This is a genomic window from Klebsiella sp. GB_Kp047 (assembly GCF_040065235.1).
GTDB lineage: Bacteria > Pseudomonadota > Gammaproteobacteria > Enterobacterales > Enterobacteriaceae > Klebsiella > Klebsiella quasipneumoniae.
In genome coordinates this window covers 100430-123886 of the sequence record NZ_JBEAJG010000001.1, presented here as the reverse complement: position 1 = coordinate 123886, position 23457 = coordinate 100430, and the positions used below count along the sequence as shown (strand labels likewise).

The window sequence follows — 23457 nt, the reverse complement described above, 5'->3', positions numbered from 1 at the left end:
AGTCTACTTCTTAGGGTACAGCTCTTTGCGTTTGTAGGGCTCGATTTCACCCGGCTTGCGCGTCTTCAGCAGCTTCAGGATCCAGGTGTACTGCTCGGTGTGCGGCGTAACAAACACCTCCACCTCTTCGTTCATCCGCCGGGCGATTGTTGTATCGTCAGCGTCCAGCAGATCGTCCATCGGCGGGCGCACCAGCACCGTCAGGCGATGCGTCTTGCCATCGTAGACCGGGAACAGCGGAACGACGCGGGCGCGGCATACCTTCATTAAGCGGCCAATCGCCGGCAGGGTGGCCTTATAGGTAGCGAAGAAATCCACAAACTCGCTGTGCTCGGCGCCGTGATCCTGATCGGGCAAATAGTAGCCCCAGTAGCCCTGGCGCACCGACTGAATAAACGGTTTGATCCCGTCGTTGCGCGCATGCATCCGTCCGCCAAAACGACGACGCACGGTATTCCACACGTAATCGAAGACCGGGTTGCCCTGGTTGTGGAACATCGCCGCCATCTTCTGCCCACCGGAGGCCATCAGCATCGCAGGGATATCCACGCCCCATGCATGCGGGACGAGGAAAATCACCTTCTCGTTATTGCGCTGCAGCTCGTCGATGATCGCTTTACCCTGCCAGTCGACGCGGGCGAGAATTTTCTGCGGATCGCGCAGACCCAGCTCGGCCATCATCACCATCGCCTGCGGCGCCGAGGCGTACATGGCGTCGATGATCGCTTCCCGCTCGTGCTCGCTTTTTTCCGGGAAGCAATACAGCAAATTAATCTGCGCCCGGCGGCGCGAGCTTTTCGCCAGACGCCCGACCAGACGACCGAGTTTGCCGAGGAGCGGATCGCGGAAGGATGGCGGCGTCAGCGCAATACCGGCGAAGGCAAAAACACCCAGCCAGGCGCCCCAGTAGCGCGGCAGTAAAAAAGATTTTTCAAACTTAGGGATAAACTCAATATTATTTTTTTTCGTTTCCATGCCCAATCCGCAGATCGACTGCTTAATCAAGATAATGGGATAGTGTAGCGAGACGTTGGGTATCCTACAAAAGAAAAAGCCGGCGCCCTGGGGCACCGGCTTTCCACTGACCGGTGGTTAGTCAAACCGCAGCTGCGGAACGACCTCTTTGACCTGCGCCAGATAATCGGTACGGTCGGAACCGCTCAGCCCTTCGGTACGCGGCAGTTTCGCCGTCAGCGGGTTGACCGCCTGCTGGTTGATCCACACTTCGTAGTGCAGGTGCGGCCCGGTAGAGCGTCCGGTATTCCCCGATAGCGCAATACGATCGCCGCGCTTCACTTTCTGCCCCGGCTTCACCAGCAGCTTACGCAGGTGCATGTAGCGAGTGGTATAGGTACGGCCGTGGCGGATCGCCACGTAATACCCGGCGGCGCCGCTGCGCTTGGCCACCACCACTTCGCCATCGCCCACTGCCAGCACCGGCGTTCCCTGCGGCATCGCAAAATCGACGCCACGGTGCGGCGCGACGCGCCCGGTGACCGGATTCAGACGACGCGGGTTAAAATTAGAGGAGACGCGGAACTGACGCGCCGTCGGGAAACGCATAAAGCCTTTCGCCAGCCCTGTCCCGTTGCGGTCGTAGAATTTACCGTCTTCGGCACGGATGGCAAAGTAGTCCTTACCGTCGGAGCGCAGACGCACGCCGAGCAGCTGGCTTTGCTCGCGTTTGCCGTCAAGCATTTCGCGGGACATCAATACCGAGAACTCATCGCCTTTCTTCAGCTTACGGAAATCCATCTGCCACTGCATGGCCTTGATCACCGCGCTGATTTCCGTGCTGGTCAGCCCGGCATCGCGCGCGCTGGAGACAAAGCTGGCGCCGACGGTGCCCTTCAGCACGCTGTTGACCCAGTCGCCTTTCTGCAGCTCGCTGCTCATTTTAAAGCCGTTATCCACGCGGGTGTAGGTGCGGGTTTCGCGGCGGGACATCTCCCAGGTCAGACTCTGCAGATCGCCGTCGGCGGTCAGGGTCCAGGAGAGCTGCTGGCCAATCTTCAGATTACGCAGCTCTTTATCGGCGGAGGAGAGCTGGGCGATATCACCCATATCGATACCGTACTGATTCAGGATGCTGCTGAGGGTATCGCCGGTCGACACCACGTATTCGTGCCCGCCGGCATCGCTATCGGCTTTTTCGTCGAGTTCATCCTGAGGAATGGCTTCTTCTTCCTGCGGGGCCTGATCGATCGGCTCGGAGGCTTCCGGCAGCAGGGAGCGGATCTCGCTTTTTTCCAGCTCAATGGTTCTGACGATGGGGGCGGATTCCGGGTGGTAAATGTAGGGTCGCCAGACGGCGACCGCTAAGGTAAGAACGCTAAGCGACCCCAGCATAACGCGATGAGGTCGTGGCAGATTGTTAAATGCCTGAGTGACAGCGCGGGCTATCTGTTGCACGTATTCACTTCCTCGTTAATCTCCTTTCAGGCAGCTCGAATACTGATTCGCCAGTTGGGTGAGGAATTGCGGGTAACTCGCTTTACCCAGCTTAATTCCGCTACCCAGTGGATCCAGGGTCCCCATGCGCACAGACGTGCCCCGGGCAACAGCTTCGATAACCGCTGGCCTGAACTGTGGCTCAGCAAAAACGCAAGTGGCTTTCTGCTCAACCAGTTGTGTTCTGATTTCGTGTAAACGCTGCGCACCAGGCTGTATTTCAGGGTTGACGGTAAAATGCCCCAGCGAGGTTAAACCGTAGTGTTTTTCAAAGTAACCGTAGGCGTCATGAAAAACGAAATAGCCCTTTCCTTTCAGCGGTGCCAGCTCATTGCTAACCTGCTTGTCGGTCGCCGCCAGCGCGGCCTCGAACTGCTGCAGGTTGCTGTCGAGTTTGGCTCGACTCTGCGGCATAAGTTCCAATAATTTATCGTGGATTGCAACCGCCGAAAGCCGCGCTATCTCTGGGGATAACCACAGATGCATATTGTAGATACCGTGATGGTGATCGCCGTCACTTTTTTCCGCTGCGCCATGGTCATGACCATGATGATCGTCATCATCGTCAGCGCCGGCGATCAGCAGCGGTTTGACCCCATCCAGCTCAGCGATGGTCACCTTTTTATTCGCCGCAATGCTTTGCGTCGACTTATCCATAAAGGCTTCCATTTCCGGACCGATCCACACCACTAAGTCTGCGTTCTGTAAGCGTTTTACATCGGAAGGACGCAGGGAATAATCATGCTCAGAGGCACCATCGGGCAGCAGCACCTGGGTGTCGGTGACCCCATCTGCGATGGCTGCTGCGATAAAGCCCAGCGGTTTCATGGAAGTCACCACGGCGGCGCTGGCCTGCGGTACCTGTGCGAACAAAAAAACAGCGCTAAGTCCAGCGCAAAGAAGCGTATTTTTATGTAACATAATGCGTCTAGTCATCGAAACGAGTGAGTGTGATGTGATATTATAACATTCACTAGCTTGTGCAACCCCTAAATGATTATGACAAACCTTGTAACGCTGGAAAATGTCTCGGTGGCCTTTGGCCAACGCCGCGTGCTGTCTGACATCTCGCTGGCTCTCACGCCAGGCAAAATATTAACCCTGCTGGGGCCCAACGGCGCCGGTAAATCGACGCTCGTGCGGGTGGTTCTCGGGCTGGTAGCACCGACACAGGGTGTTATCAAGCGCGAAGAACGCCTGCGGATCGGCTATGTACCGCAGAAACTGCATCTGGACGCCACGCTGCCGCTGACCGTCAGCCGCTTCCTGCGTTTACGTCCAGGCACCCGCAAAGACGACATCCTGCCGGCGCTGAAGCGCGTGCAGGCCGGGCACCTGATCGACGCGCCGATGCAAAAACTTTCCGGCGGCGAAACCCAGCGCGTGCTGCTGGCCCGCGCCCTGCTCAATCGTCCGCAGCTGCTGGTGCTGGATGAACCGACCCAGGGCGTCGACGTCAATGGCCAGGTGGCGCTCTACGATCTTATCGACCAGCTGCGCCATGAGCTGGACTGCGCGGTGCTGATGGTCTCCCACGACCTGCATCTGGTGATGGCCAAAACCGACGAGGTATTATGCCTGAACCAGCATATCTGCTGCTCTGGCGCACCGGAAGTCGTCTCGATGCATCCGGAGTTTATCTCCATGTTCGGCCCGCGCGGCGCGGAACAGCTGGGGATCTACCGCCATCACCATAATCACCGCCACGATCTTCAGGGGCGAATTGTATTGCGTCGGGGAAACAGCCGCTAATGATTGAACTTCTCTTACCTGGCTGGCTGGCCGGGATGATGCTGGCCTGCGCCGCCGGCCCGCTGGGCTCCTTTGTGGTCTGGCGCCGCATGTCCTATTTCGGCGATACGCTGGCGCATGCGTCGCTACTCGGCGTCGCTTTCGGTTTACTGCTTAACGTCAATCCGTTTTATGCGGTGATCGCCGTGACCCTGCTGCTGGCCGGCGGGCTGGTATGGCTGGAAAAACGGCCGCATCTGGCGATTGATACCCTGCTGGGCATCATGGCGCACAGCGCGCTGTCCCTTGGGCTGGTGGTGGTCAGTCTGATGTCTAACGTCCGCGTCGATTTGATGGCGTATCTGTTCGGCGATCTGCTGGCGGTCACGCCGCAGGATCTGATCGCCATTGCTATTGGCGTGGTGATTGTGATTGGCATTCTGCTCTGGCAGTGGCGGAATCTGCTGGCGATGACCATCAGTCCGGACCTGGCGTTTGTCGATGGCGTGAAGCTGCAGCGGGTCAAGCTGCTGTTGATGCTGGTCACCGCCCTGACTATCGGCGTGGCGATGAAGTTCGTCGGGGCGCTGATCATCACTTCTCTGCTGATTATCCCGGCCGCTACCGCCCGCCGTTTTGCCCGCACGCCGGAGCAGATGGCCGCCGTGGCGGTGGGCGTGGGCATGCTGGCCGTCACCGGCGGGTTAACCTTCTCAGCTTTCTACGACACGCCGGCCGGGCCGTCGGTGGTGCTGAGCGCTGCGGTGCTGTTTATTCTCAGCATGACGAAAAAAGCCGCCAGCTAAAAGTGAATAAGCCCGGTCGCGCTGCTGACCGGGCTTCACCATGAACGGCTCAACCACAACGCGCTACGGCATTTCCGGCGGCGTAATCCCGAAATGGTTCCAGGCGCGCACCGTCGCCATTCTTCCCCGCGGCGTACGCTGTAGAAAACCCTGCTGAATTAAGTAGGGCTCCAGCACATCTTCAATGGTTTCCCGCTCTTCGCCAATCGCGGCGGCGAGGTTATCCAGCCCCACCGGCCCGCCGAAGAACTTATCTATCACCGCCAGCAGCAGCTTGCGGTCCATATAGTCGAACCCTTCCGCATCGACGTTGAGCATATCCAGCGCCTGGGCGGCAATGTCGGCGGAGATAGTGCCGTCGTGGCGCACTTCCGCGAAGTCACGCACCCGGCGCAGCAGACGGTTGGCAATACGCGGCGTGCCGCGTGAACGGCGGGCCACTTCCAGCGCGCCATCGTCGCTCATCTCCAGCCCCATATGGCGGGCGCTGCGGCTGACAATATGCTGCAGATCGGGGATCTGATAGAACTCCAGACGCTGCACGATGCCAAAGCGGTCGCGCAGCGGCGAGGTCAACGAACCGGCCCGGGTGGTGGCGCCAATCAGGGTAAACGGCGGCAGGTCGATTTTAATCGAGCGCGCCGCCGGCCCTTCGCCAATCATGATATCCAGCTGGTAGTCTTCCATTGCCGGATAGAGCACCTCTTCCACCACCGGCGAGAGGCGATGGATCTCATCGATAAACAGCACATCGTGTGGTTCGAGGTTGGTGAGCATCGCGGCGAGATCGCCCGCTTTCTCCAGCACCGGGCCGGAGGTGGTACGCAGATTCACCCCCATTTCATTGGCGACGATATTGGCCAGGGTGGTTTTCCCCAACCCTGGCGGGCCAAAAATCAGCAGGTGATCGAGGGCGTCGCCGCGCAGCTTCGCCGCCTGGATAAAGATCTCCATCTGCGAACGCACCTGCGGCTGGCCGACATACTCTGCCAGCAATTTTGGGCGGATGGCGCGGTCAGCGGCCTCTTCGAAGCCGCTGCTGTCTGCCGATACCAGCCGGTCTGCTTCAATCATCCCTTACCTCACAACGCGGCGCGCAGCGCTTCGCGGATTAGCGTTTCACTGTTGGCGTCCGGACGCGCGATCTTGCTGACCATCCGGCTGGCCTCCTGCGGTTTATAGCCCAGCGCGACCAGCGCGGCAACCGCTTCCTGCTCGGCATCGTCCGCCGTCGGGCCTGCCGGCGAGGTTAGCACCAGATCGGCCGCCGGGGTGAACAGATCGCCGTGCAGCCCTTTGAAGCGGTCTTTCATCTCGACGATCAGGCGTTCAGCGGTTTTTTTACCAATCCCCGGCAGCTTCACCAGCGAGGCGACCTCTTCCCGCTCAACGGCGTTGACGAACTGCTGCGCCGACATGCCGGAGAGGATCGCCAGCGCCAGCTTTGGCCCTACGCCGTTGGTTTTAATCAACTCTTTAAACAGGGTACGCTCCTGTTTATTGTTAAACCCATACAGCAGCTGGGCATCTTCACGCACCACAAAGTGGGTGAAGACAATCGCCTCCTGCCCGGCCTCCGGCAGCTCATAAAAGCAGGTCATTGGCATGTGCACTTCATAGCCGACGCCCGCCGTTTCCAGCAACACCAGCGGGGGTTGTTTTTCGAGAATGATGCCTCTGAGTCTGCCTATCACGTGGGGCTCCTGCGTTATGGTCTAAGTATCTGGCGGTATCATAAAAAAAGGCTGGATAGATATCCAGCCTGATTTGCGATTATCGTAAGCGCCCTCGCGCCAGATTGAGCCGGGTCTCGCTGATCTGAGCGGCATTCTGGCTGACATGGCAATGGGTGATGGCGATCGCCAGCGCATCCGCCGCATCCGCCTGCGGATTGGCAGGCAGCTTGAGCAAAGTGCGCACCATGTGCTGGACCTGACTCTTTTCAGCGCTGCCAATGCCGACAACCGTCTGCTTAACCTGGCGGGCGGCGTATTCAAACACCGGTAGCGACTGATTGGTCGCCGCCACGATCGCCACCCCGCGCGCCTGCCCGAGCTTTAACGCCGAGTCGGCATTCTTGGCCATAAAGACCTGCTCAATGGCGAAAAAGTCGGGCTGGAACTGGGTGATGATCTCCGTCACCCCGGCGTAGATCAGCTTCAGCCGCGACGGCAGATCGTCCACTTTGGTGCGGATACAGCCGCTGCCAAGGTAGCTCAGCTGCCGGCCGACCTGACGGATCACGCCATAACCGGTAACGCGCGACCCCGGGTCAATGCCGAGAATAATAGCCATCACGCGCCTCCGGTGAACCGTGGATGCGGCTGCATCACAGGGTGGCTGCGACCTCGTCGGAGATCTCGCCGTTATGGTACACTTCCTGCACGTCGTCGCAGTCTTCGAGCATATCGATCAGACGCAGCAGCTTCGGCGCCGTCTCGGCATCCATATCCGCTTTGGTGGACGGGATCATCGAGACTTCAGCAGCGTCGGCTTTCAGGCCAGCGGCTTCCAGCGCGTCGCGCACGGCGCCCATCTCTTCCCATGCGGTGTAGACGTCGATCGCGCCGTCGTCATAGGTCACCACGTCTTCAGCGCCAGCTTCCAGCGCCGCTTCCATGATAGTGTCTTCATCGCCTTTCTCGAAGGAGATGACGCCTTTTTTGCTGAACAGGTAGGAGACAGAACCGTCGGTGCCGAGATTACCACCGGTTTTAGTGAAGGCGTGACGCACTTCCGCAACGGTACGGTTACGGTTGTCAGACAGACATTCCACCATCACCGCGGTGCCGCCAGGGCCATAGCCTTCGTAAATGATGGTTTCCATGTTCGCGTCTTCATCGCCGCCGACGCCGCGCGCGATGGCGCGGTTCAGGGTGTCGCGGGTCATGTTGTTAGACAGCGCTTTATCCACCGCCGCACGCAGACGCGGGTTGGACGCCGGATCGCCGCCGCCCAAACGCGCTGCGGTAACCAGTTCGCGAATGATTTTCGTAAAGATTTTACCGCGCTTGGCATCCTGTGCCGCTTTGCGGTGTTTGGTGTTGGCCCATTTACTATGACCTGCCATAAAAAACTCTCCAAAAAGCGCGCCCTTTCAGGCGGCGTTAATTACAAATTCTTCAATCGCCTGCCGATTGCTCCACGACTTGGTCAGCGCAGCGGCTTCCGTCGCGCTGACCCAGCGGTAGGCCAGATGTTCGGTAAAGGTAATTTCCCGCTCATGAGGCAGCGCAAGACAGAACCAGAATTCCGTATTTCGCTCCACTCCCGGCGCATAGCGATGACGCAAATGAGAAAAGATCTCAAACTCCACCGTGCGCTGACAGTCGATTAAGGTCAGTTGCTCGCAGGCAACGTCAATGGCGACCTCTTCCTTTACTTCACGCGCGGCAGCCTGCAGCGCGGTCTCTCCTGCTTCCAGGCTGCCGGTGACCGACTGCCAGAACGCGGGATCGTCGCGCCGCTGCAACATCAGCACCCGTTTCGTATCTTCGGCGTAAATCACCACCAGCACCGAAACGGGCAGCTTAAATGACATATTACTTGTTCTCCAGAGACGCTTTTGCCTCTTTCTCCACAACCTGAATGCCCAGTTCACCGAGCGCCGCCGGATTGGCGAAGCTTGGCGCTTCGGTCATCAGGCAGGCGGCCGCGGTGGTTTTCGGGAAAGCGATAACGTCGCGGATGTTATCGGTACCGGTCAGCAGCATGGTCAGACGGTCAAGACCGAACGCCAGGCCCGCATGCGGCGGGGTACCGTATTTCAGCGCATCGAGCAGGAAGCCGAATTTCTCACGCTGCTCTTGCTCGTTAATGCCCAGAATACCAAATACCGTCTGCTGCATGTCGCCGCGGTGGATACGCACCGAACCGCCGCCGACTTCATAACCGTTAATCACCATATCGTAGGCGTTGGCCACGGCCTCTTCCGGCGCGGCTTTCAGCTCGTCCGCCGTCATATCTTTAGGCGAGGTGAACGGATGGTGCATCGCCGTCAGGCCGCCTTCGCCGTCGTCTTCGAACATCGGGAAGTCGATCACCCACAGCGGCGCCCATTTGCTCTCGTCAGTCAGGCTCAGGTCTTTACCCAGCTTCAGACGCAGCGCGCCCAGCGCGTCGGCCACCACTTTCTTATTATCGGCGCCGAAGAAGATCATGTCTCCGTCCTGCGCGCCGGTGCGGTCAAGGATCGCTTCCACGATTTCAGCGGTGAGGAATTTGGCCACCGGGCTGTTGATCCCGTCCATGCCTTTGGCACGCTCGGTCACTTTAATATAGGCCAGCCCCTTCGCGCCGTAGATCTTCACAAAGTTGCCGTATTCGTCAATCAGCTTGCGGGTCAGAGAAGCCCCGCCCGGAACGCGCAGCGCCGCCACGCGCCCTTTCGGATCGTTGGCCGGGCCGGCAAAGACCGCGAACTCCACCGATTTCAGCAGGTCGGCGACGTCCACCAGCTCCATCGGGTTACGCAGATCCGGTTTATCGGAACCGTAGCGACGTTCGGCTTCGGCGAAGGTCATGATCGGGAAATCGCCCAGGTCGACGCCTTTAATCTCCAGCCACAGCTGACGCACCATCGCTTCCATGATCTCACGCACCTGCGGCGCGGTCATAAAGGAGGTTTCCACGTCGATCTGGGTAAATTCAGGCTGACGGTCGGCACGCAGGTCTTCATCGCGGAAGCATTTGACGATCTGATAGTAGCGGTCGAAGCCGGACATCATCAGCAGCTGTTTAAACAGCTGCGGCGACTGCGGCAGCGCGTAGAATTTGCCTTTATGCACGCGGGAAGGCACGAGGTAATCGCGGGCGCCTTCCGGGGTAGCTTTGGTCAGCATCGGGGTTTCGATGTCGAGGAAGCCATGGTCATCCATAAAGCGGCGCACAAAGCTGGTGATTTTCGCGCGGGTCTTCAGACGCTGCGCCATTTCCGGACGACGCAGGTCGAGGTAGCGGTATTTCAGACGCGCTTCTTCGGTGTTGACGTGATTGGAGTCCAGCGGCAGCGATTCTGAGCGGTTAATGATCGTCAGATCGGAAGCCAGCACTTCGATAGCGCCGGTGGCCATGTCCGCGTTGATGTTTTTCTCTTCACGCGCGCGAACGGTGCCAGTGACCTGAATGCAGAACTCATTACGCAGTTCAGAGGCTAACTTCAACGCATCCGCACGATCCGGATCGAAAAACACCTGAACGATGCCTTCGCGGTCGCGCATATCGATAAAAATGAGGCTACCGAGATCGCGACGGCGGTTGACCCAACCACACAGAGTCACCTGCTGCCCAACGTGGGACTGTCGAAGCTGTCCGCAATATTCTGTACGCATGAGATATCCCTTAACTTAGCCGTCGGCGGATTGTCGTCTGCCCTGCAGGCGACGAGGTCGCAGCTTTAGCTGATGTCACAACTGAATGAAAAAAGGCGGCTATTATACTGGAAATTCTGTCGTTCGATAAGTCCGACGCACGATGTACGCTGCTTTGCTGCGCGCTTAACGTCCACACTCACATAAATTAACAAAATTTGTTACCCTTTTGCTGAAGCCGCAAAGGTATTGTAGCCGCCTGACAACAGATGAAGATACGGGGATACCATGTTAGAACTCAATGCGAAAAACACGGCGCTGGTGGTGATCGATCTGCAGGAAGGCATTCTGCCTTTCGCCGGCGGCCCACATCGGGCTGACGAGGTGGTGGCGCGCGCCGCTCGCCTGGCAGACAAATGCCGGCAACAGGGTTCGCCGGTGATCATGGTCCGCGTCGGCTGGTCGGCCGATTTCGCCGAAGCGCTGAAACAGCCTGTCGACGCTCAGGCCGGGGCGCATACGCTGCCTGAGAACTGGTGGACCTATCCGGCCGCGCTGGGTAAACAAGAGCGCGATATCGAAGTGACCAAACGCCAGTGGGGCGCGTTCTATGGCACCGACCTTGAGCTTCAGCTGCGCCGCCGCGGTATCGACACCATTATTCTCTGCGGCATCTCCACCAACATCGGCGTCGAATCCACCGCCCGCAACGCCTGGGAGCTGGGCTTTAACCTGGTCATCGCCGAAGATGCCTGCAGCGCCGCCTCCGCCGAACAGCATCAGGGCAGCATGAAGCATATTTTCCCGCGCATCGGCCGCGTGCGCAGCACCGAGGAGATCCTCGCCGCGTTATGATTTATATTGGGCTTCCCCAGTGGTCGCACCCGAAATGGGTGCGCCTTGGCATCACCAGCCTTGAAGAGTACGCCCGCCACTTCAATTGCGTCGAGGGCAACACCACCTTGTATGCGCTGCCCAAGCCGGAGATTGTCGCCCGCTGGTACGAGCAGACCCACGATGACTTCCGCTTCTGCTTTAAATTCCCGGCGACTATCTCGCACCAGGCCGCCCTGCGCCATTGCGACGAGTTAAGTAGTGAATTCTTCACCCGCCTGGCGCCGCTGGCCTCGCGCATCGGCCAGTACTGGCTGCAGCTGCCGGCGACCTTTGGTCCTCGCGATCTCCCCGCGCTATGGCACTTTCTCGATGGGCTGCCGAAGGATTTCACCTACGGCGTCGAAGTTCGTCACCCCGAGTTCTTCGCCAAAGGGGAAGCGGAACAGCAGCTCAACCGCGGGCTGCACCAGCGCAACGTCAACCGCGTGATCCTCGACAGCCGCCCGGTCCACAGCGCCGCGGCCACCAGTCCGGCGATGATCGACGCGCAACAAAAGAAACCGAAGGTGCCGGTGCATGCAGTGATGACCGCCCGGCAGCCAATGGTGCGCTTTATTGGCGGCGACGATATGGTCCATAATCGGGAACTGTTTCGCGTCTGGCTGCAGACGCTGCCGAAATGGCATCAGTCGGGGACGCCGTGGCTGTTCCTCCATACCCCCGACATTGCTTACGCGCCGGCGCTGGTGGATACCCTGTGGGGCGATCTGCGCGCTGCCCTGCCGGCGCTAGGAAATGCGCCGTCGATTCCGCAGCAATCTTCTCTTTTCTGATATCCTGCTATCATATCCGGAGCCATCTGCCAGAGTTAAAGGGAGTTTTCGTATGGTCAGCGCGCTGTATGCCGTTTTAGGTGCGTTATTGTTAGTGAAGTTCTCATTTGACGTGGTGCGTTTGCGCACCCAATACCATGTAGGCTATGGCGACGGCGGCTTCAGCGAGCTGCAGGTCGCCATCCGCGTTCACGGCAATGCCGTCGAATATGTGCCGATTGGCCTCATTTTGCTGTTATTTATGGAGATGAACGGCGCCCAGACCTGGATGGTGCACGTTTGCGGCATTTTATTGATCCTCGGACGACTAATGCACTCCTGGGGTTTTCATCACCGTGTCTACCACTGGCGCCGCTCCGGCATGAGCGCCACCTGGTGCGCGTTGTTGCTGATGGTGCTGGCCAATCTCTGGTATATGCCCTGGGAGTTGGTTTTCTCCCTCCGTTAGCGCACAATACGCCGTTTTCGTTTTTTCGGGTTTAACGTTATGTCTCACCGCGATACGCTTTTTTCCGCGCCGATTGCCAGCCTCGGCGACTGGACCTTTGATGAACGGGTTGCTGAAGTCTTCCCCGATATGATCCAGCGTTCTGTGCCTGGCTACTCCAATATCATCTCGATGATCGGCATGCTGGCCGAGCGCTTCGTTCAGCCCCACACCCAGGTTTACGATCTTGGCTGTTCGCTGGGCGCCGCCACTCTTTCCGTGCGCCGCAATATTAGCCACCCGGGCTGCCGCATTATCGCCATCGATAACTCCCCGGCGATGGTGGAGCGCTGCCGTCGCCATATTGACGCCTATAAAGCACCGACGCCGGTCGAGGTGATTGAAGGGGATATCCGCGATGTGGCCATTGAAAACGCCTCGCTGGTGATCCTGAACTTTACCATTCAGTTCCTTGAGCCGGGCGATCGCCAGGCGATCCTCAATAAAGTCTATCAGGGGCTGAATCCCGGCGGCGCGCTGGTGCTCTCGGAGAAATTTAGCTTCGAAGACGCCCACGTCGGCGAGCTGCTGTTCAATATGCATCATGACTTTAAGCGCGCGAACGGCTACAGCGAGCTGGAGATCAGTCAAAAACGCAGCATGCTGGAAAATGTAATGCTGACCGACTCTGTGGAAACCCATAAAAAACGCCTGCGTCAGGCTGGGTTCGAACATGCCGAACTGTGGTTCCAGTGCTTTAACTTTGGCTCGCTGGTGGCAGTAAAATCCGGGGAGCAGGCATGATCGACTTCAGTAACTTCTATCAGCTGATCGCCAAAAGCCCGCTGTCTCACTGGCTGGAGACGCTGCCTGCCCAGGTAGCCGCCTGGCAGCGCGAGGCCCTGCACGGCAAGTTTCGCGAATGGGAGCGCGCCGTTGAGTTTCTTCCGGAATTAACGCCCTGGCGTCTGGACCTCCTGCACAGCGTCACCGCCGAAAGCGAAACGCCGCTCAGCGAAGGCCATCGGCTGCGGATAGAAAATCTGCTGAAAAACCTGATGCCATGGCGCAAAGGGCCTTATTCGCTGTACGGCATCAACATCGATACCGAATGGCGCTCCGACTGGAAATGGGAGCGCGTCCTGCCGCACCTGTCCGATCTTAGCGGACGAACCATCCTCGACGTGGGCTGCGGCAGCGGCTATCACATGTGGCGGATGATCGGCGCCGGCGCGCATCTGGCGGTCGGCATCGATCCCACCCAGCTGTTCCTGTGTCAGTTTGAAGCGGTACGTAAGCTCCTCGGCAACGACCAGCGGGCGCATCTCCTGCCGCTGGGCATCGAGCAGTTGCCGGCGCTGGAGGCCTTCGACACCGTGTTCTCGATGGGCGTGCTCTACCACCGCCGCTCGCCGCTGGATCATCTGTGGCAGCTGAAAGATCAGCTGGCGCCGGGAGGCGAGCTGGTGCTGGAGACGCTGGTGGTCGAAGGGGATGAAAATACGGTGCTGGTTCCGGGCGACCGTTATGCGCAGATGCGCAACGTCTATTTTATCCCCTCGGCGGCGGCCCTGAAAATGTGGCTGGAGAAGTGCGGATTTATCGATGTGCGCATCGTCGACGCCTGCGTCACCTCGACGGAGGAGCAGCGGCGCACAGAATGGATGACCAGCGAATCGCTGGCCGATTTCCTCGACCCGCGGGATCAGCGCAAAACCGTGGAAGGCTATCCGGCGCCATTACGGGCTGTGATCATTGCCACTAAACCGGAAACCCAGCAGTCGCTGGCAAAAAAAGCGAGATAAAAAAAGGCCCCTGTTTAATGGGCAGGGGCCTGGTACGGGCAATCATCATATTGGGCGACATGATGTGCAGCAAAAACCGTTTAACTTCTGTTAGCGGAAATTATCTTTTTCATCTCCGCCACCGCTGCGCCATTCACGGCGTAGCGTCTGTATTCGTCCGCATCGGGATCGGCTGACATCGAAACGCCTGGATGACGAAAGCGCATTTCCGATGGCAACCACTGGCCTGCAGAGCTATGAACCTCTTTCACCCCCGCCTGCAGAAACAGCGGCAGGTTCGCGGCGCGCACTCCCGCACCGGCCATAATGATTGGAGTATCCCCTGCGGCAATAAGTTCCGTAATTAATGAAATACCTTTCTCCGCCGAGGATTGCTGACCGGAAGTCAGGATACGTTTAACCCCCAGCTCACCCAGCGTCTTCCAGGCCTGACGCGGGTCGGCGCACAGATCGAACGCGCGATGAAAGGTCACCGCCAGCGGCCCGGCCGCAGCCATTATTTTTTTCATCCGCGGGATATCGACCTGACCATCGACATCCAGTACGCCGGTCACCAGCCCGGGAAAGCCGAGCTCCCGCACCATGCGGATGTCGCTAAGCATCGCGGCGAACTCCTCTTCGGTATAGCAGAAGTCGCCGCCACGCGGGCGGATAATCGGATGCACCGGGAGAGTAATCGCCTCGCGGACCGAGACCAGCACCCCGTAAGAGGGGGTTAATCCCCCTTCCTGCGGCGCGGCGCAGAGTTCAATACGATCGGCGCCGCAGCGCTCAGCTTCCCTGGCGCACGCCATGCTGTAACAACAAACTTCCAGTACCGCCATTCCTCACTCCCTGATCCAGACAACTTTCTTAGCATGTCATGATTTCACGCGGCAGACGCCGCGCAGCTTCACACTGTTACGTATCGGCTTGCTCGCTGGCGACGATTTGTTCAATAGACCACGGATGAAATTTGACCGTCACGCTGCCGTCGGTGACCGCCAGGGTGGGATTCGGCAGGCGCTCGTGTTCCCCTTTCGGCGAGCTGGTTTTGACGACGATCCCCGGCTGGCTGAGTCCGTCATCGGCCAGCAGCGCCAGAGCGCGGGCATTTAAGGTAGCCGGATCGCCGGGCAGGACAATTTCGATATGCTCCCAGCCTTCATGGGGATAGCGCTTTTCACCCGGCCACGGCAGCTCAACGATATGGAAGCGCCAGTGCGCCACGCAGACCGGCTCCGCCAGTTTAAACAGGCAGATAGGCCGGCCGTTGATTATATTCTCCGACAGCAGAGTGCCGCACTGCGCCAGACCGCTGCGCCAGCGCTCCGCGGTAGCGTTCTGATGACAGCGCAGGGAGATATGGTCGGCGTCGAGTCCGCCGATCTCCAGTCCCAGTCGCGCAGCGAAGCGCTGCAGCGCATCGGAAAATCGCGGGAGATCCGCCGTAATATCGGCCAGTTGTTCAATCTGCTGCCAGTTCGCCATGGGTTTGCTCGTCAATTAGGTTCGTCAATAATAAAAAGGCTAATCTACCGTGTTTCCGGCCGCGGACCAACCGCCACCCTGCCGATGCGTGACTGACCGGCGATGGATTGCCCACGCCGCCGGGCCGCGCGCGATGCTGACGGACGGGGACAAATGCAGTATACTCCCGCCCTAATTTGTCCACATTCCGGCGCCGCCTCCCTCGGGGGCTGGCGCATTACACGTAAGGTATTCCGGTGAATATTCAGGCTCTTCTCTCAGAAAAAGTCAGCCAGGCCCTGATCGCGGCAGGCGCGCCTGCCGATTGCGAACCTCAGGTCCGCCAGTCAGCAAAAGTTCAGTTCGGTGACTATCAGGCCAACGGCGTGATGGCTGTCGCCAAAAAACTGGGCATGGCGCCGCGACAACTTGCAGAGCAGGTACTGTCTCATCTTGACCTCAACGGCATTGCCAGCAAGGTTGAAATCGCCGGGCCGGGCTTTATCAATATTTTCCTTGACCCCGCGTTCCTGGCGGACAACGTCAACCGCGCGCTGCAGTCCGAACGCCTGGGCGTCGCCACGCCGCAGGTACAGACCATCGTCGTCGACTACTCGGCGCCGAACGTGGCGAAAGAGATGCACGTCGGCCATCTGCGTTCGACCATCATTGGCGATGCCTCGGTCCGTACCCTGGAGTTTCTAGGCCATAAGGTGATCCGCGCCAACCACGTCGGCGACTGGGGCACCCAGTTCGGCATGCTGATCGCGTATCTGGAAAAACAGCAGCAGGAAAACGCCGGTGAGATGGCCCTGGCCGACCTCGAAGGTTTCTATCGCGAAGCGAAAAAACACTACGACGAAGACGAAGCCTTCGCCGAGCGTGCGCGCAGCTACGTGGTTAAGCTGCAGGGCGGCGATGAGTACTTCCTGCAGATGTGGCGTAAGCTGGTCGACATCACCATGTCGCAGAACCAGATCACCTACGATCGCCTGAATGTGACGCTGACCCGCGATGACGTGATGGGCGAAAGCCTGTACAACCCGATGCTGCCGGGGATCGTCGCCGATCTGAAAGCCAAAGGGCTGGCCGTTGAGAGCGAAGGCGCCACCGTGGTGTTCCTTGATGAGTATAAAAACAAGGAAGGCGAACCGATGGGCGTCATCATCCAGAAAAAGGATGGCGGCTACCTCTATACCACCACCGATATCGCCTGTGCGAAGTATCGCTATGAAACGCTGCACGCCGACCGCGTGCTCTACTACATCGACTCCCGTCAGCACCAGCACCTGATGCAGGCGTGGACCATTGTGCGCAAGGCAGGCTACGTGCCGGACTCCGTGCCGCTGGAGCACCATATGTTCGGCATGATGCTGGGTAAAGACGGCAAGCCGTTTAAAACCCGCGCCGGCGGCACCGTGAAGCTGGCGGATCTGCTGGACGAAGCGCTGGAGCGCGCGCGTCGCCTGGTGGCCGAGAAGAACCCGGAGATGTCCGCTGATGAGCTGGAAAATCTGGCGAAAGTGGTGGGTATCGGCGCGGTGAAATATGCCGACCTGTCGAAAAACCGCACCACCGACTACGTTTTCGACTGGGATAATATGCTGGCGTTCGAAGGCAACACCGCGCCGTATATGCAGTATGCCTATACCCGCGTGCTCTCCGTGTTTCGCAAAGCCGGCATTGATGAAAACGCCCTCACCGACGCGCCGGTGGTAATTGCGGAAGATCGCGAAGCCCAGCTGGCCGCGCGCCTGCTGCAGTTTGAAGAGACCCTCTCCGTGGTCGCTCGCGAAGGGACGCCGCACGTGATGTGCGCCTACCTCTACGATCTGGCGGGCCTGTTCTCCGGTTTCTACGAGCACTGCCCGATCCTCAGCGCGGAGAGCGAAGCGACCCGCAACAGCCGCCTGAAGCTGGCGCTGCTGACGGCGAAAACCCTCAAGCTGGGTCTTGATACCCTCGGTATCGAAACCGTCGAGCGTATGTAAAACCAACCCGGCGAAAGCCGGGTTAGTTTTTTCAGGCGCCGCGCCAGCGGGCTCTCTTGCTCAGAAATACTTGCGCAGATACTCGGTCAGACAGAGGATCGCCATCGCCTGGCCGTAGGGCATCGAGGTGAGTGGGATCTGGCGATAGAAATCGAGGTCTGACCCCATTCCGGTGCCAAAGGAAGTCTGCAGCAGCTCCCCCTGCGGCGATATATTCTGCACAATTCCGCGAATCGCTTTTTCTGCCACCCCGGCATAGTGCTGCCCGACATATCGCTTGCGCACCGCTTTAAGTATGCCGTAGGCAAAGCCGGCGGTCGCCGAAGCCTCAGGATAAGAGTGCGGGTCGTCCAGCAGGGTATGCCACAGGCCGCTGTCATCCTGGCATTTCGCTAAAGCGGCAATTTGCGCGTTCAGCACCTCGGTCAGATAGCGCCGTACCGCATTCCCTTCTGGAAGATCCACTAACTCAAGAAAATCCGGGATCACCATGGTTAGCCAGCTGTTGCCCCGTGCCCAGCGCGCCCGGGCAAAGTTATGCCGACCGTCATAGCTCCAGCCGTGAAACCACAGTCCGGTTTCCCGGTCCATCAGGTTTTGCACATGAAGCAGGAACTGATAGGTCGCCTCCTCCACATACTGCGGACGGTGAAGCAGCTTGCCTATTTTGGCTAACGGCAACACGGTCATCATCAGCGTGTCATCCCACATTTGCTGGTGGTTCTCTTCCGCCAGGGTGATGTGCTGCATACCGCCCTGCTCGGTACGCGGCATCTCATACATCGCCCACTCCGCCCAGCTCTCCAGCCACGGCAGATACGCCTTACACCCGGTCTCTTCAAAGCGATAAGCCAGGGTCAGGAACGGCGCCATGGTGTTGACGTTTTTGGTCGTTGCCCCCTCGGCGAAGCGGTCGGCAAACCAGCGGTCGATGATATCGCGCATCTCGATATCGCCGGTTTGCTGATAATACTGATAGATGCCGTACAGTCCGACGCCGTGGGTCCACTCCCAGCCGGCCCAGCCTTTGGTATCAATAACGCGCCCGTCATCCAGGCGCAGTAAAAATTGCCCGCTCTCATCCTTAATATTCACCAGGTTTTGCGTCACGTTGCGGATCAGCGCCTGCAGTTCGCTGCGGGCGATAAAACGCTCAGGCTGACAGAGTAATGGGCTATGTTTGACCGGCCAAACTTTCATGTTGTTAACCTCGGGTATATGTCGAATTCAAAGCGCCGCCCTGGGTGAGCGCCGGGGCAGCAGGTTTATGACGATTCAGATAGCCAATATTGTTATTCCCCCACAGGCAGTCGTAGGGCATCCCCGCCAGCATCTCGACCACCGCGCGGTGTTCCGCACTGGTCAGCTCCGGCCGGGCGTGACCGCTTTCGCGCATTCTGAGGGTTTCGCTGCGCAGGACGCTGTGGGTGTGCAGATTGAGTTTGAAGCGCAGTGAAACGAGGAAGCCGCAGGCTAACACCACCAATGTACCGACGCTGAGGATCAGCAGAATGGTATGGCTGACCCCTTCAGGCTGTATTTTTTGCCCGGAGACAAACCCCGACAGTTGCATAATGATGCCCACCAGCATCACCGCCCCCGCCTGCGAGGCTTTGCGGGTCAGGGTCATGATGCCGGCAAAAATCCCCTCCCGGCGCTGGCCGGTGATCGCTTCGTCGACGTCGGCAATATAGGTGTAGGTATTCCACGGCACGTAGTTAATCCCACCGCGTCCCAGTCCGGCGACAGCAGAGATGAGCAACAATAATGAATAGACGTCGCTCAGTCCGGCGTAATAGAGCAGCGCATAGGAGAGCGAACTCAGGCCAAAGAGGACCACCACCATGCGGTACGACGGCGCGGGGCCAAAGCGAATGCACAGCGGGATCATGGCGATCACGGCAATAAACTGGAAAATCGCCATCGTCCCCAGCAGATTCGAGGCGACAGAAGCTTCCTGCATCAGAACAAAGACCACGTAATAGGTAAACACGGCATTGAAGACGTCCTGGGCGATATAGCCCCCCAGATACATGCCGAGGTGCTGGCGGAAAATTTTTATCCGCAGCGTAGAGCTCAGCTCAATCACCAGGCGATTGAGGCTCTGGGCGAGAGTGAGGTTCTGTTTTTCCGCTTCCGCCCGCAGCGCCGCCTCTGACCAGGCCTCACGCGGCCGCTCCCAGGTGAAACACCAGACGAAGGTCAGCATCACCGCGCACAGGACCGAGAACACCAGACTGGCATAAAAGAACGAGCTGGCATTGTCTTTGCCGAGCCAGGTAAGGAGGATCCCCGGCAGAAAGGAGGCTAAAATCGCCGACATTTGCGCCATTGAGATGCGCGCGCCGGAGAATTTGGTTTTCTGTTTAAAGTCATCGGTCATCTCCGGCACCAGCGTCTCGTAGGGCACCAGAATCATGGTGTAGACCATATCAAACAGCAGATAGGTGACCAGGTAGTACCAGAATCCCATCTCGCCGACCCACATCGCCGAGTAGCTGAATACGCAGGGGATGCCGAGCAGAATAAAGAATTTTCTGCGGCCGAAGCGCTTGCCGAGCCAGGTGGTGCCGAAGTTATCGGTGAGAAAGCCCATCAGCGGGCTCACCACCGCATCCAGTACGCGGGCGGAAGCGAATATAAGCGTGGCTTCTATCGGGGAGAGTCCGCAGAAGGTGGTGTAAAAGTAGAGCAGCCATGCGGCGGTTAGCGCCGTGGTGCCGGCGCCGAGAAAATCGCCCGCGCCGTAGGCCAGGTAGTTAGCCAGTCCAATCTTTCGTGTTTTCATCGCCGTGATCCTGTGTCTTTTTTTAAGAGAACGCCGACAATCTTTCCGGATTTGCCACCGGAAGGGAGTGGGTACCTGGCTACACTAAAAGCAGTGAAACGACGTTACCTTTGTGTTTTTGCCACGGAAGAACCGCCGATGGCAAAATGACAAAGAGACGATGTCTCAACTTCACTCATTTATAAAACAGCATTTCTTTTAAATAAAAAATTAGGTTCATTTATGTGATCTTGTCGGGGAAACACGGACTGGCGAAGAGCGTCGCAAATCACGGGAGCGGCCCTTGCGTAGCAGGGTAAACAGGAGTAAAGAAGGAAAGAAAGGGTTATTCCGCGTATCTCAAGGAGGCCAGATGCCTTATTCACATCTGCTGGTTGCCGTCGCGCCAACGCCGGAGAGTCAGGTATTAATTAAAAAAGCGGTGTCAATTGCCCGCCCCGTGAACGCGAAAGTGAGCTTTATCACCCTCGCCACGGATCCGGAGCTGTATAACCAGTTCGCCGCGCCGATGATGGAAAATCTGCGCGAGGTGATGCAGGAAGAGACGCGTGATTTTCTCAACGAGCTGGCGCGTCACGCGGACTACCCGATAGAAAAAATGACCATCGCCTGCGGCGAACTGGGCCATCATATTAAGGACTTCTGCCGGTCACACCAGGTCGATCTGGTGATTTGCGGCAATCATAATCATTCCCTTTTTTCGCGCGCCACCTGCTCGGCGAAAAATATCGTCGGCAGCTGCGGCGTCGATGTCCTGCTGGTTTCCCTTGAAAAGGGCTAACGCCGGTTAGCCCTTTTCCTGAACTAGGCCAGTTTAGGGAACGTGGCTATCTTCCCCCGCAGGCGGCTCTCCTCGCTGCGCGGCGAAATATGCTGCAGATCGTCGACAAAGCGCGCCTGCCAGTTATGAATATCATTCTCTCTGATCACATCCAGCATCGCGGAATGACGGGCAATACGTTCCGCCAGCGGCATGCTTAGGGCGCGATCCAGCGCGGCGGCAACCTCGTCGCGATCGTAGGGATTGACGATCAGGGCGCTGTTCAGCTCCTGCGCCGCGCCGGCAAACTGCGACAGGACCAGTACGCCAGGGTTATCCGGATCTTGCGCCGCCACGTATTCCTTCGCCACCAGGTTCATGCCATCGCGCAGCGGCGTCACCAGCCCAACGTCAGAGTAGCGGAAGACCTTCATCAGCAGCTTACGGTCAAAATGCTGGTTCAGATAGTAAAGCGGAGTCCAGCCAAGCTGGCCGAACTGGCCATTGATGCGTCCGGCTGCGGTTTCCAGCTGGTGGCGGATATCCTGATAGGCCTGCACATCGCCGCGGGACGTCGGCGCGATCTGGGTATAACGGATCTTGCCGTGATGATGAGGATACTTCTCGAGCAGCGTCTCATAGGCGAGAAACCGCTCCGGCAACCCTTTCGAGTAGTCAAGGCGCTCCACTGAGAAGATATTCTTCACGTTTTTGAGCTCGTTTTTCAGCTGGACCAGCTTCGGCGGCAGCGGACCTTTGGCGTTGCGCGTAATCTCGTCCGGATCGATCCCTATCGGATAAACCTCGGTGCTAAACGCTTTACCCCACGCCTGATAGCGTTTGTCTCCGAGGTCGGAGAGTCGGGTCTGCATGGCAATGCTGTCGAGAAAGGCGGTTCTGTCGCTTTCAGTCTGGAAGCCCAACAGATCGTAGTCGCACAGTTGCTCCAGCAGCTCAGCGTGCGGCGGTAGCGCATTAAAAATCTCCGGCGTCGGGAAAGGAATATGCAAGAAGAAGCCGATGCGGTTGTTGACCCTGCGCTTGCGCAGTTCGCTGGCGAAGGGCAGCAGATGGTAATCATGGATCCACAACGTATCATCTGGCTCGATCAGCGGTAGAAGCTTGTCCGCCAGCATGGCGTTAACTCGCTGATATCCCTCCCAGGCTTCGCGCTGGAAGCTGACCAGATCAAGACGATAGTGGAAGGCCGGCCACAGCACGGCGTTAGAGAACTGGTTGTAGTATTCATCATGGTCACGTTCGTTAAGGTTGAACGATGCCCATGAAATATTTCCGCGGGAGACCTGCTTCAGCGGCTGCTGGTCATCGCCAATTTCGCCGCTCCAGCCAAACCACAGACCCCCTGCCGCTTTCAGTGCCCCCAGGATGCCGACGGCCAGACCGCCAGCGCTCGATTTTTTATCGTCCGGTAAGGCGATACGGTTAGAGACTACGACTAAACGACTCATGGTCATCCCTCCTTTCGGTTTGCGCGTCATACGCCAGATGTTGCAACCACGTCCTTACGGCGGCGGCATCCGCCAACCGCCAGTGCGCCTGAGTTTCCCCGGCGCCAACTTTTATCGACATTCCCTGCAGTTGATTCACCACGCTGAATCCCGCCTCGTCGGTCAAATCATCGCCGACAAAAACCGGTTCGCGACCGGCAAACGGCGCTTCCTGCATGAAGGCAGTGATCGCCTCCCCTTTGTTGACACCGCGGGGTTTAATCTCCACCACGCACTTGCCAAGCTGCAGCGCCAGCAGCGGGTAGCGCTGAACAATGCGCTGCGCCAGCTCCAGCACCGCGGTCTGCTGCTGCGGGGCCTGACGGTAGTGCAGCGCGAAGGCCATCTCTTTACTCTCCAGCTCGCACCCGGGGAGCGCCTGCAGCGCCGAGCTCAGCTCAGCCGCGATTTCATCCCGCAGGGCCGACGGCAGAGAGACAATATAGGTTTTACCATTGATATCACGGCGCTCGGCCCCGTGAACGCCGGCCAGCGGTAGCCGCCAGGGATGGGTCAGCGCGTCAAGTTCAGCCATTGAGCGCCCTGAAATCAATGCCACCGCCCCGCCCTGCTGCCGGGCCAGCGCGTTGAGCGCCTGCAGCGTGTTGTCGGGTATCACCACCTGATCGGGGTGCGGCTGGATATCGGCAAGAGTACCGTCGAGGTCAAAGAAAAAAGCGTAGTTTCCGGTTAGCGCAGGCGGTACAGATATCTGGTTATCCACCCTGTTTCCTCCTTATCATGGCCAGCCGAAGCTGGTTG

At 58.5% G+C, this 23457-nt stretch carries 24 protein-coding genes; 9 read left to right on the top strand and 15 right to left on the bottom strand.

The window, feature by feature from the left end; translation table 11 throughout:
* Positions 1 to 3: 3 nt before the first annotated feature.
* From lpxM to znuA, 3 genes are all read right to left on the bottom strand, one after another.
* Complete coding sequence (lpxM, locus tag ABLV76_RS00625) at positions 4 to 975, bottom strand: lauroyl-Kdo(2)-lipid IV(A) myristoyltransferase (protein ID WP_017900217.1); 972 nt, start codon at positions 973 to 975, stop codon at positions 4 to 6.
* Positions 976 to 1092: 117 nt separating this feature from the next.
* On the bottom strand, positions 1093 to 2412 hold the full coding sequence (gene mepM, locus ABLV76_RS00620) for a murein DD-endopeptidase MepM (protein WP_004203403.1): 1320 nt from the start codon (positions 2410 to 2412) through the stop codon (positions 1093 to 1095).
* Between the two features lie 15 nt (positions 2413 to 2427).
* Positions 2428 to 3372, bottom strand: a complete 945-nt coding sequence (znuA, locus tag ABLV76_RS00615) for a zinc ABC transporter substrate-binding protein ZnuA (protein ID WP_032431085.1) — start codon at positions 3370 to 3372, stop codon at positions 2428 to 2430.
* A gap of 78 nt (positions 3373 to 3450) precedes the next feature.
* Between znuA and znuC the strand changes: the two genes are divergently transcribed.
* Both znuC and znuB read left to right on the top strand, forming a co-directional pair.
* Entirely contained in the window at positions 3451 to 4203 is a 753-nt protein-coding gene (gene znuC, locus ABLV76_RS00610) for a zinc ABC transporter ATP-binding protein ZnuC (protein WP_025999238.1), read from the top strand.
* Positions 4203 to 4988, top strand: coding sequence for a zinc ABC transporter permease subunit ZnuB (znuB, locus tag ABLV76_RS00605; protein ID WP_004203408.1), 786 nt, complete (start codon positions 4203 to 4205; stop codon positions 4986 to 4988). The genes znuC and znuB overlap by 1 nt, the downstream gene beginning before the upstream one ends.
* Before the next feature lie 63 nt (positions 4989 to 5051).
* Here znuB and ruvB read toward each other — a convergent pair whose 3' ends face one another.
* The 6 genes from ruvB to aspS all read right to left on the bottom strand — a co-directional run bounded on the left by ruvB (position 5052) and on the right by aspS (position 10318).
* Positions 5052 to 6062 carry a Holliday junction branch migration DNA helicase RuvB gene (ruvB, locus tag ABLV76_RS00600; protein ID WP_004203409.1) on the bottom strand — a complete coding sequence of 337 codons (1011 nt, stop codon included), beginning with the start codon at positions 6060 to 6062 and terminating at the stop codon, positions 5052 to 5054.
* An 8-nt stretch (positions 6063 to 6070) separates the two neighbouring features.
* On the bottom strand, positions 6071 to 6682 hold the full coding sequence (ruvA, locus tag ABLV76_RS00595) for a Holliday junction branch migration protein RuvA (protein ID WP_002911454.1): 612 nt from the start codon (positions 6680 to 6682) through the stop codon (positions 6071 to 6073).
* Positions 6683 to 6761: 79 nt separating this feature from the next.
* Positions 6762 to 7283, bottom strand: a complete 522-nt coding sequence (gene ruvC, locus ABLV76_RS00590) for a crossover junction endodeoxyribonuclease RuvC (protein WP_004203412.1) — start codon at positions 7281 to 7283, stop codon at positions 6762 to 6764.
* Positions 7284 to 7317: 34 nt separating this feature from the next.
* Entirely contained in the window at positions 7318 to 8058 is a 741-nt protein-coding gene (locus ABLV76_RS00585; protein ID WP_002911459.1) for a YebC/PmpR family DNA-binding transcriptional regulator, read from the bottom strand.
* Between the two features lie 27 nt (positions 8059 to 8085).
* Positions 8086 to 8529, bottom strand: coding sequence for a dihydroneopterin triphosphate diphosphatase (gene nudB, locus ABLV76_RS00580; RefSeq protein WP_002911477.1), 444 nt, complete (start codon positions 8527 to 8529; stop codon positions 8086 to 8088).
* A gap of 1 nt (position 8530) precedes the next feature.
* Positions 8531 to 10318, bottom strand: coding sequence for an aspartate--tRNA ligase (gene aspS, locus ABLV76_RS00575; protein WP_004203416.1), 1788 nt, complete (start codon positions 10316 to 10318; stop codon positions 8531 to 8533).
* Between the two features lie 267 nt (positions 10319 to 10585).
* Here aspS and ABLV76_RS00570 point away from each other — a divergent pair, with 267 nt between their 5' ends.
* From ABLV76_RS00570 to cmoB, 5 genes are read left to right on the top strand one after another with little or no spacing between them, the layout of a single operon-like run.
* On the top strand, positions 10586 to 11152 hold the full coding sequence (locus tag ABLV76_RS00570; protein ID WP_064183807.1) for a hydrolase: 567 nt from the start codon (positions 10586 to 10588) through the stop codon (positions 11150 to 11152).
* A complete protein-coding gene (locus ABLV76_RS00565; protein ID WP_004203419.1) occupies positions 11149 to 11967 on the top strand; it encodes a DUF72 domain-containing protein in 819 nt (272 codons plus the stop codon). Before ABLV76_RS00570 ends, ABLV76_RS00565 begins: the two co-directional genes overlap by 4 nt.
* 52 nt (positions 11968 to 12019) lie before the next feature.
* Positions 12020 to 12415, top strand: coding sequence for an MAPEG family protein (locus ABLV76_RS00560; protein ID WP_004203421.1), 396 nt, complete (start codon positions 12020 to 12022; stop codon positions 12413 to 12415).
* Positions 12416 to 12454: 39 nt separating this feature from the next.
* Positions 12455 to 13198 (top strand): carboxy-S-adenosyl-L-methionine synthase CmoA, encoded by a 744-nt coding sequence (gene cmoA / locus ABLV76_RS00555; RefSeq protein ID WP_004203422.1) that lies wholly within the window; start codon positions 12455 to 12457, stop codon positions 13196 to 13198.
* On the top strand, positions 13195 to 14199 hold the full coding sequence (gene cmoB, locus ABLV76_RS00550) for a tRNA 5-methoxyuridine(34)/uridine 5-oxyacetic acid(34) synthase CmoB (RefSeq protein ID WP_017900222.1): 1005 nt from the start codon (positions 13195 to 13197) through the stop codon (positions 14197 to 14199). Before cmoA ends, cmoB begins: the two co-directional genes overlap by 4 nt.
* An 80-nt stretch (positions 14200 to 14279) precedes the next feature.
* On the opposite strand, the gene cutC is transcribed toward cmoB, so the two are convergent.
* Both cutC and ABLV76_RS00540 read right to left on the bottom strand, forming a co-directional pair.
* Positions 14280 to 15023 carry a copper homeostasis protein CutC gene (cutC, locus tag ABLV76_RS00545; protein WP_023318626.1) on the bottom strand — a complete coding sequence of 248 codons (744 nt, stop codon included), beginning with the start codon at positions 15021 to 15023 and terminating at the stop codon, positions 14280 to 14282.
* 76 nt (positions 15024 to 15099) lie between these two features.
* Positions 15100 to 15669 carry a VOC family protein gene (locus ABLV76_RS00540; RefSeq protein WP_048295107.1) on the bottom strand — a complete coding sequence of 190 codons (570 nt, stop codon included), beginning with the start codon at positions 15667 to 15669 and terminating at the stop codon, positions 15100 to 15102.
* 236 nt (positions 15670 to 15905) lie between these two features.
* Between ABLV76_RS00540 and argS the strand changes: the two genes are divergently transcribed.
* Positions 15906 to 17639: an arginine--tRNA ligase gene (gene argS / locus ABLV76_RS00535; protein ID WP_004203428.1), complete on the top strand. Its 1734-nt coding sequence runs from the start codon at positions 15906 to 15908 to the stop codon at positions 17637 to 17639.
* Between the two features lie 60 nt (positions 17640 to 17699).
* Here argS and ABLV76_RS00530 read toward each other — a convergent pair whose 3' ends face one another.
* Together ABLV76_RS00530 and ABLV76_RS00525 are read right to left on the bottom strand one after the other, a co-directional pair.
* Positions 17700 to 18839, bottom strand: coding sequence for a glycoside hydrolase family 105 protein (locus tag ABLV76_RS00530; RefSeq protein WP_048295108.1), 1140 nt, complete (start codon positions 18837 to 18839; stop codon positions 17700 to 17702).
* A gap of 4 nt (positions 18840 to 18843) precedes the next feature.
* Positions 18844 to 20427, bottom strand: a complete 1584-nt coding sequence (locus tag ABLV76_RS00525) for an MFS transporter (RefSeq protein ID WP_017900226.1) — start codon at positions 20425 to 20427, stop codon at positions 18844 to 18846.
* Between the two features lie 352 nt (positions 20428 to 20779).
* On the opposite strand from ABLV76_RS00525, the gene uspC reads away from it, so the two are divergent.
* On the top strand, positions 20780 to 21208 hold the full coding sequence (gene uspC / locus ABLV76_RS00520; protein ID WP_004203433.1) for a universal stress protein UspC: 429 nt from the start codon (positions 20780 to 20782) through the stop codon (positions 21206 to 21208).
* Between the two features lie 23 nt (positions 21209 to 21231).
* On the opposite strand, the gene otsA is transcribed toward uspC, so the two are convergent.
* A complete protein-coding gene (otsA, locus tag ABLV76_RS00515; protein ID WP_284127340.1) occupies positions 21232 to 22656 on the bottom strand; it encodes an alpha,alpha-trehalose-phosphate synthase in 1425 nt (474 codons plus the stop codon).
* Complete coding sequence (otsB, locus tag ABLV76_RS00510) at positions 22631 to 23419, bottom strand: trehalose-phosphatase (RefSeq protein ID WP_004203436.1); 789 nt, start codon at positions 23417 to 23419, stop codon at positions 22631 to 22633. The genes otsA and otsB overlap by 26 nt, the downstream gene beginning before the upstream one ends.
* Between the last annotated feature and the right edge of the window lie 38 nt (positions 23420 to 23457).

Bases quoted from the DNA above. Each gene is read 5' to 3' on its own strand.
- lpxM (WP_017900217.1), bottom strand. From the start codon at position 975: ATGGAAACGAAAAAAAATAATATTGAGTTTATCCCTAAGTTTGAAAAA.
- znuA (WP_032431085.1), bottom strand. From the start codon at position 3,372: ATGTTACATAAAAATACGCTTCTTTGCGCTGGACTTAGCGCTGTTTTT.
- znuC (WP_025999238.1), top strand. From the start codon at position 3,451: ATGACAAACCTTGTAACGCTGGAAAATGTCTCGGTGGCCTTTGGCCAA.
- znuB (WP_004203408.1), top strand. From the start codon at position 4,203: ATGATTGAACTTCTCTTACCTGGCTGGCTGGCCGGGATGATGCTGGCC.
- ruvB (WP_004203409.1), bottom strand. From the start codon at position 6,062: ATGATTGAAGCAGACCGGCTGGTATCGGCAGACAGCAGCGGCTTCGAA.
- ruvC (WP_004203412.1), bottom strand. From the start codon at position 7,283: ATGGCTATTATTCTCGGCATTGACCCGGGGTCGCGCGTTACCGGTTAT.
- ABLV76_RS00585 (WP_002911459.1), bottom strand. From the start codon at position 8,058: ATGGCAGGTCATAGTAAATGGGCCAACACCAAACACCGCAAAGCGGCA.
- nudB (WP_002911477.1), bottom strand. From the start codon at position 8,529: ATGTCATTTAAGCTGCCCGTTTCGGTGCTGGTGGTGATTTACGCCGAA.
- aspS (WP_004203416.1), bottom strand. From the start codon at position 10,318: ATGCGTACAGAATATTGCGGACAGCTTCGACAGTCCCACGTTGGGCAG.
- ABLV76_RS00570 (WP_064183807.1), top strand. From the start codon at position 10,586: ATGTTAGAACTCAATGCGAAAAACACGGCGCTGGTGGTGATCGATCTG.
- ABLV76_RS00565 (WP_004203419.1), top strand. From the start codon at position 11,149: ATGATTTATATTGGGCTTCCCCAGTGGTCGCACCCGAAATGGGTGCGC.
- ABLV76_RS00560 (WP_004203421.1), top strand. From the start codon at position 12,020: ATGGTCAGCGCGCTGTATGCCGTTTTAGGTGCGTTATTGTTAGTGAAG.
- cmoA (WP_004203422.1), top strand. From the start codon at position 12,455: ATGTCTCACCGCGATACGCTTTTTTCCGCGCCGATTGCCAGCCTCGGC.
- cmoB (WP_017900222.1), top strand. From the start codon at position 13,195: ATGATCGACTTCAGTAACTTCTATCAGCTGATCGCCAAAAGCCCGCTG.
- cutC (WP_023318626.1), bottom strand. From the start codon at position 15,023: ATGGCGGTACTGGAAGTTTGTTGTTACAGCATGGCGTGCGCCAGGGAA.
- ABLV76_RS00540 (WP_048295107.1), bottom strand. From the start codon at position 15,669: ATGGCGAACTGGCAGCAGATTGAACAACTGGCCGATATTACGGCGGAT.
- ABLV76_RS00530 (WP_048295108.1), bottom strand. From the start codon at position 18,839: ATGAAAGTTTGGCCGGTCAAACATAGCCCATTACTCTGTCAGCCTGAG.
- ABLV76_RS00525 (WP_017900226.1), bottom strand. From the start codon at position 20,427: ATGAAAACACGAAAGATTGGACTGGCTAACTACCTGGCCTACGGCGCG.
- uspC (WP_004203433.1), top strand. From the start codon at position 20,780: ATGCCTTATTCACATCTGCTGGTTGCCGTCGCGCCAACGCCGGAGAGT.
- otsA (WP_284127340.1), bottom strand. From the start codon at position 22,656: ATGAGTCGTTTAGTCGTAGTCTCTAACCGTATCGCCTTACCGGACGAT.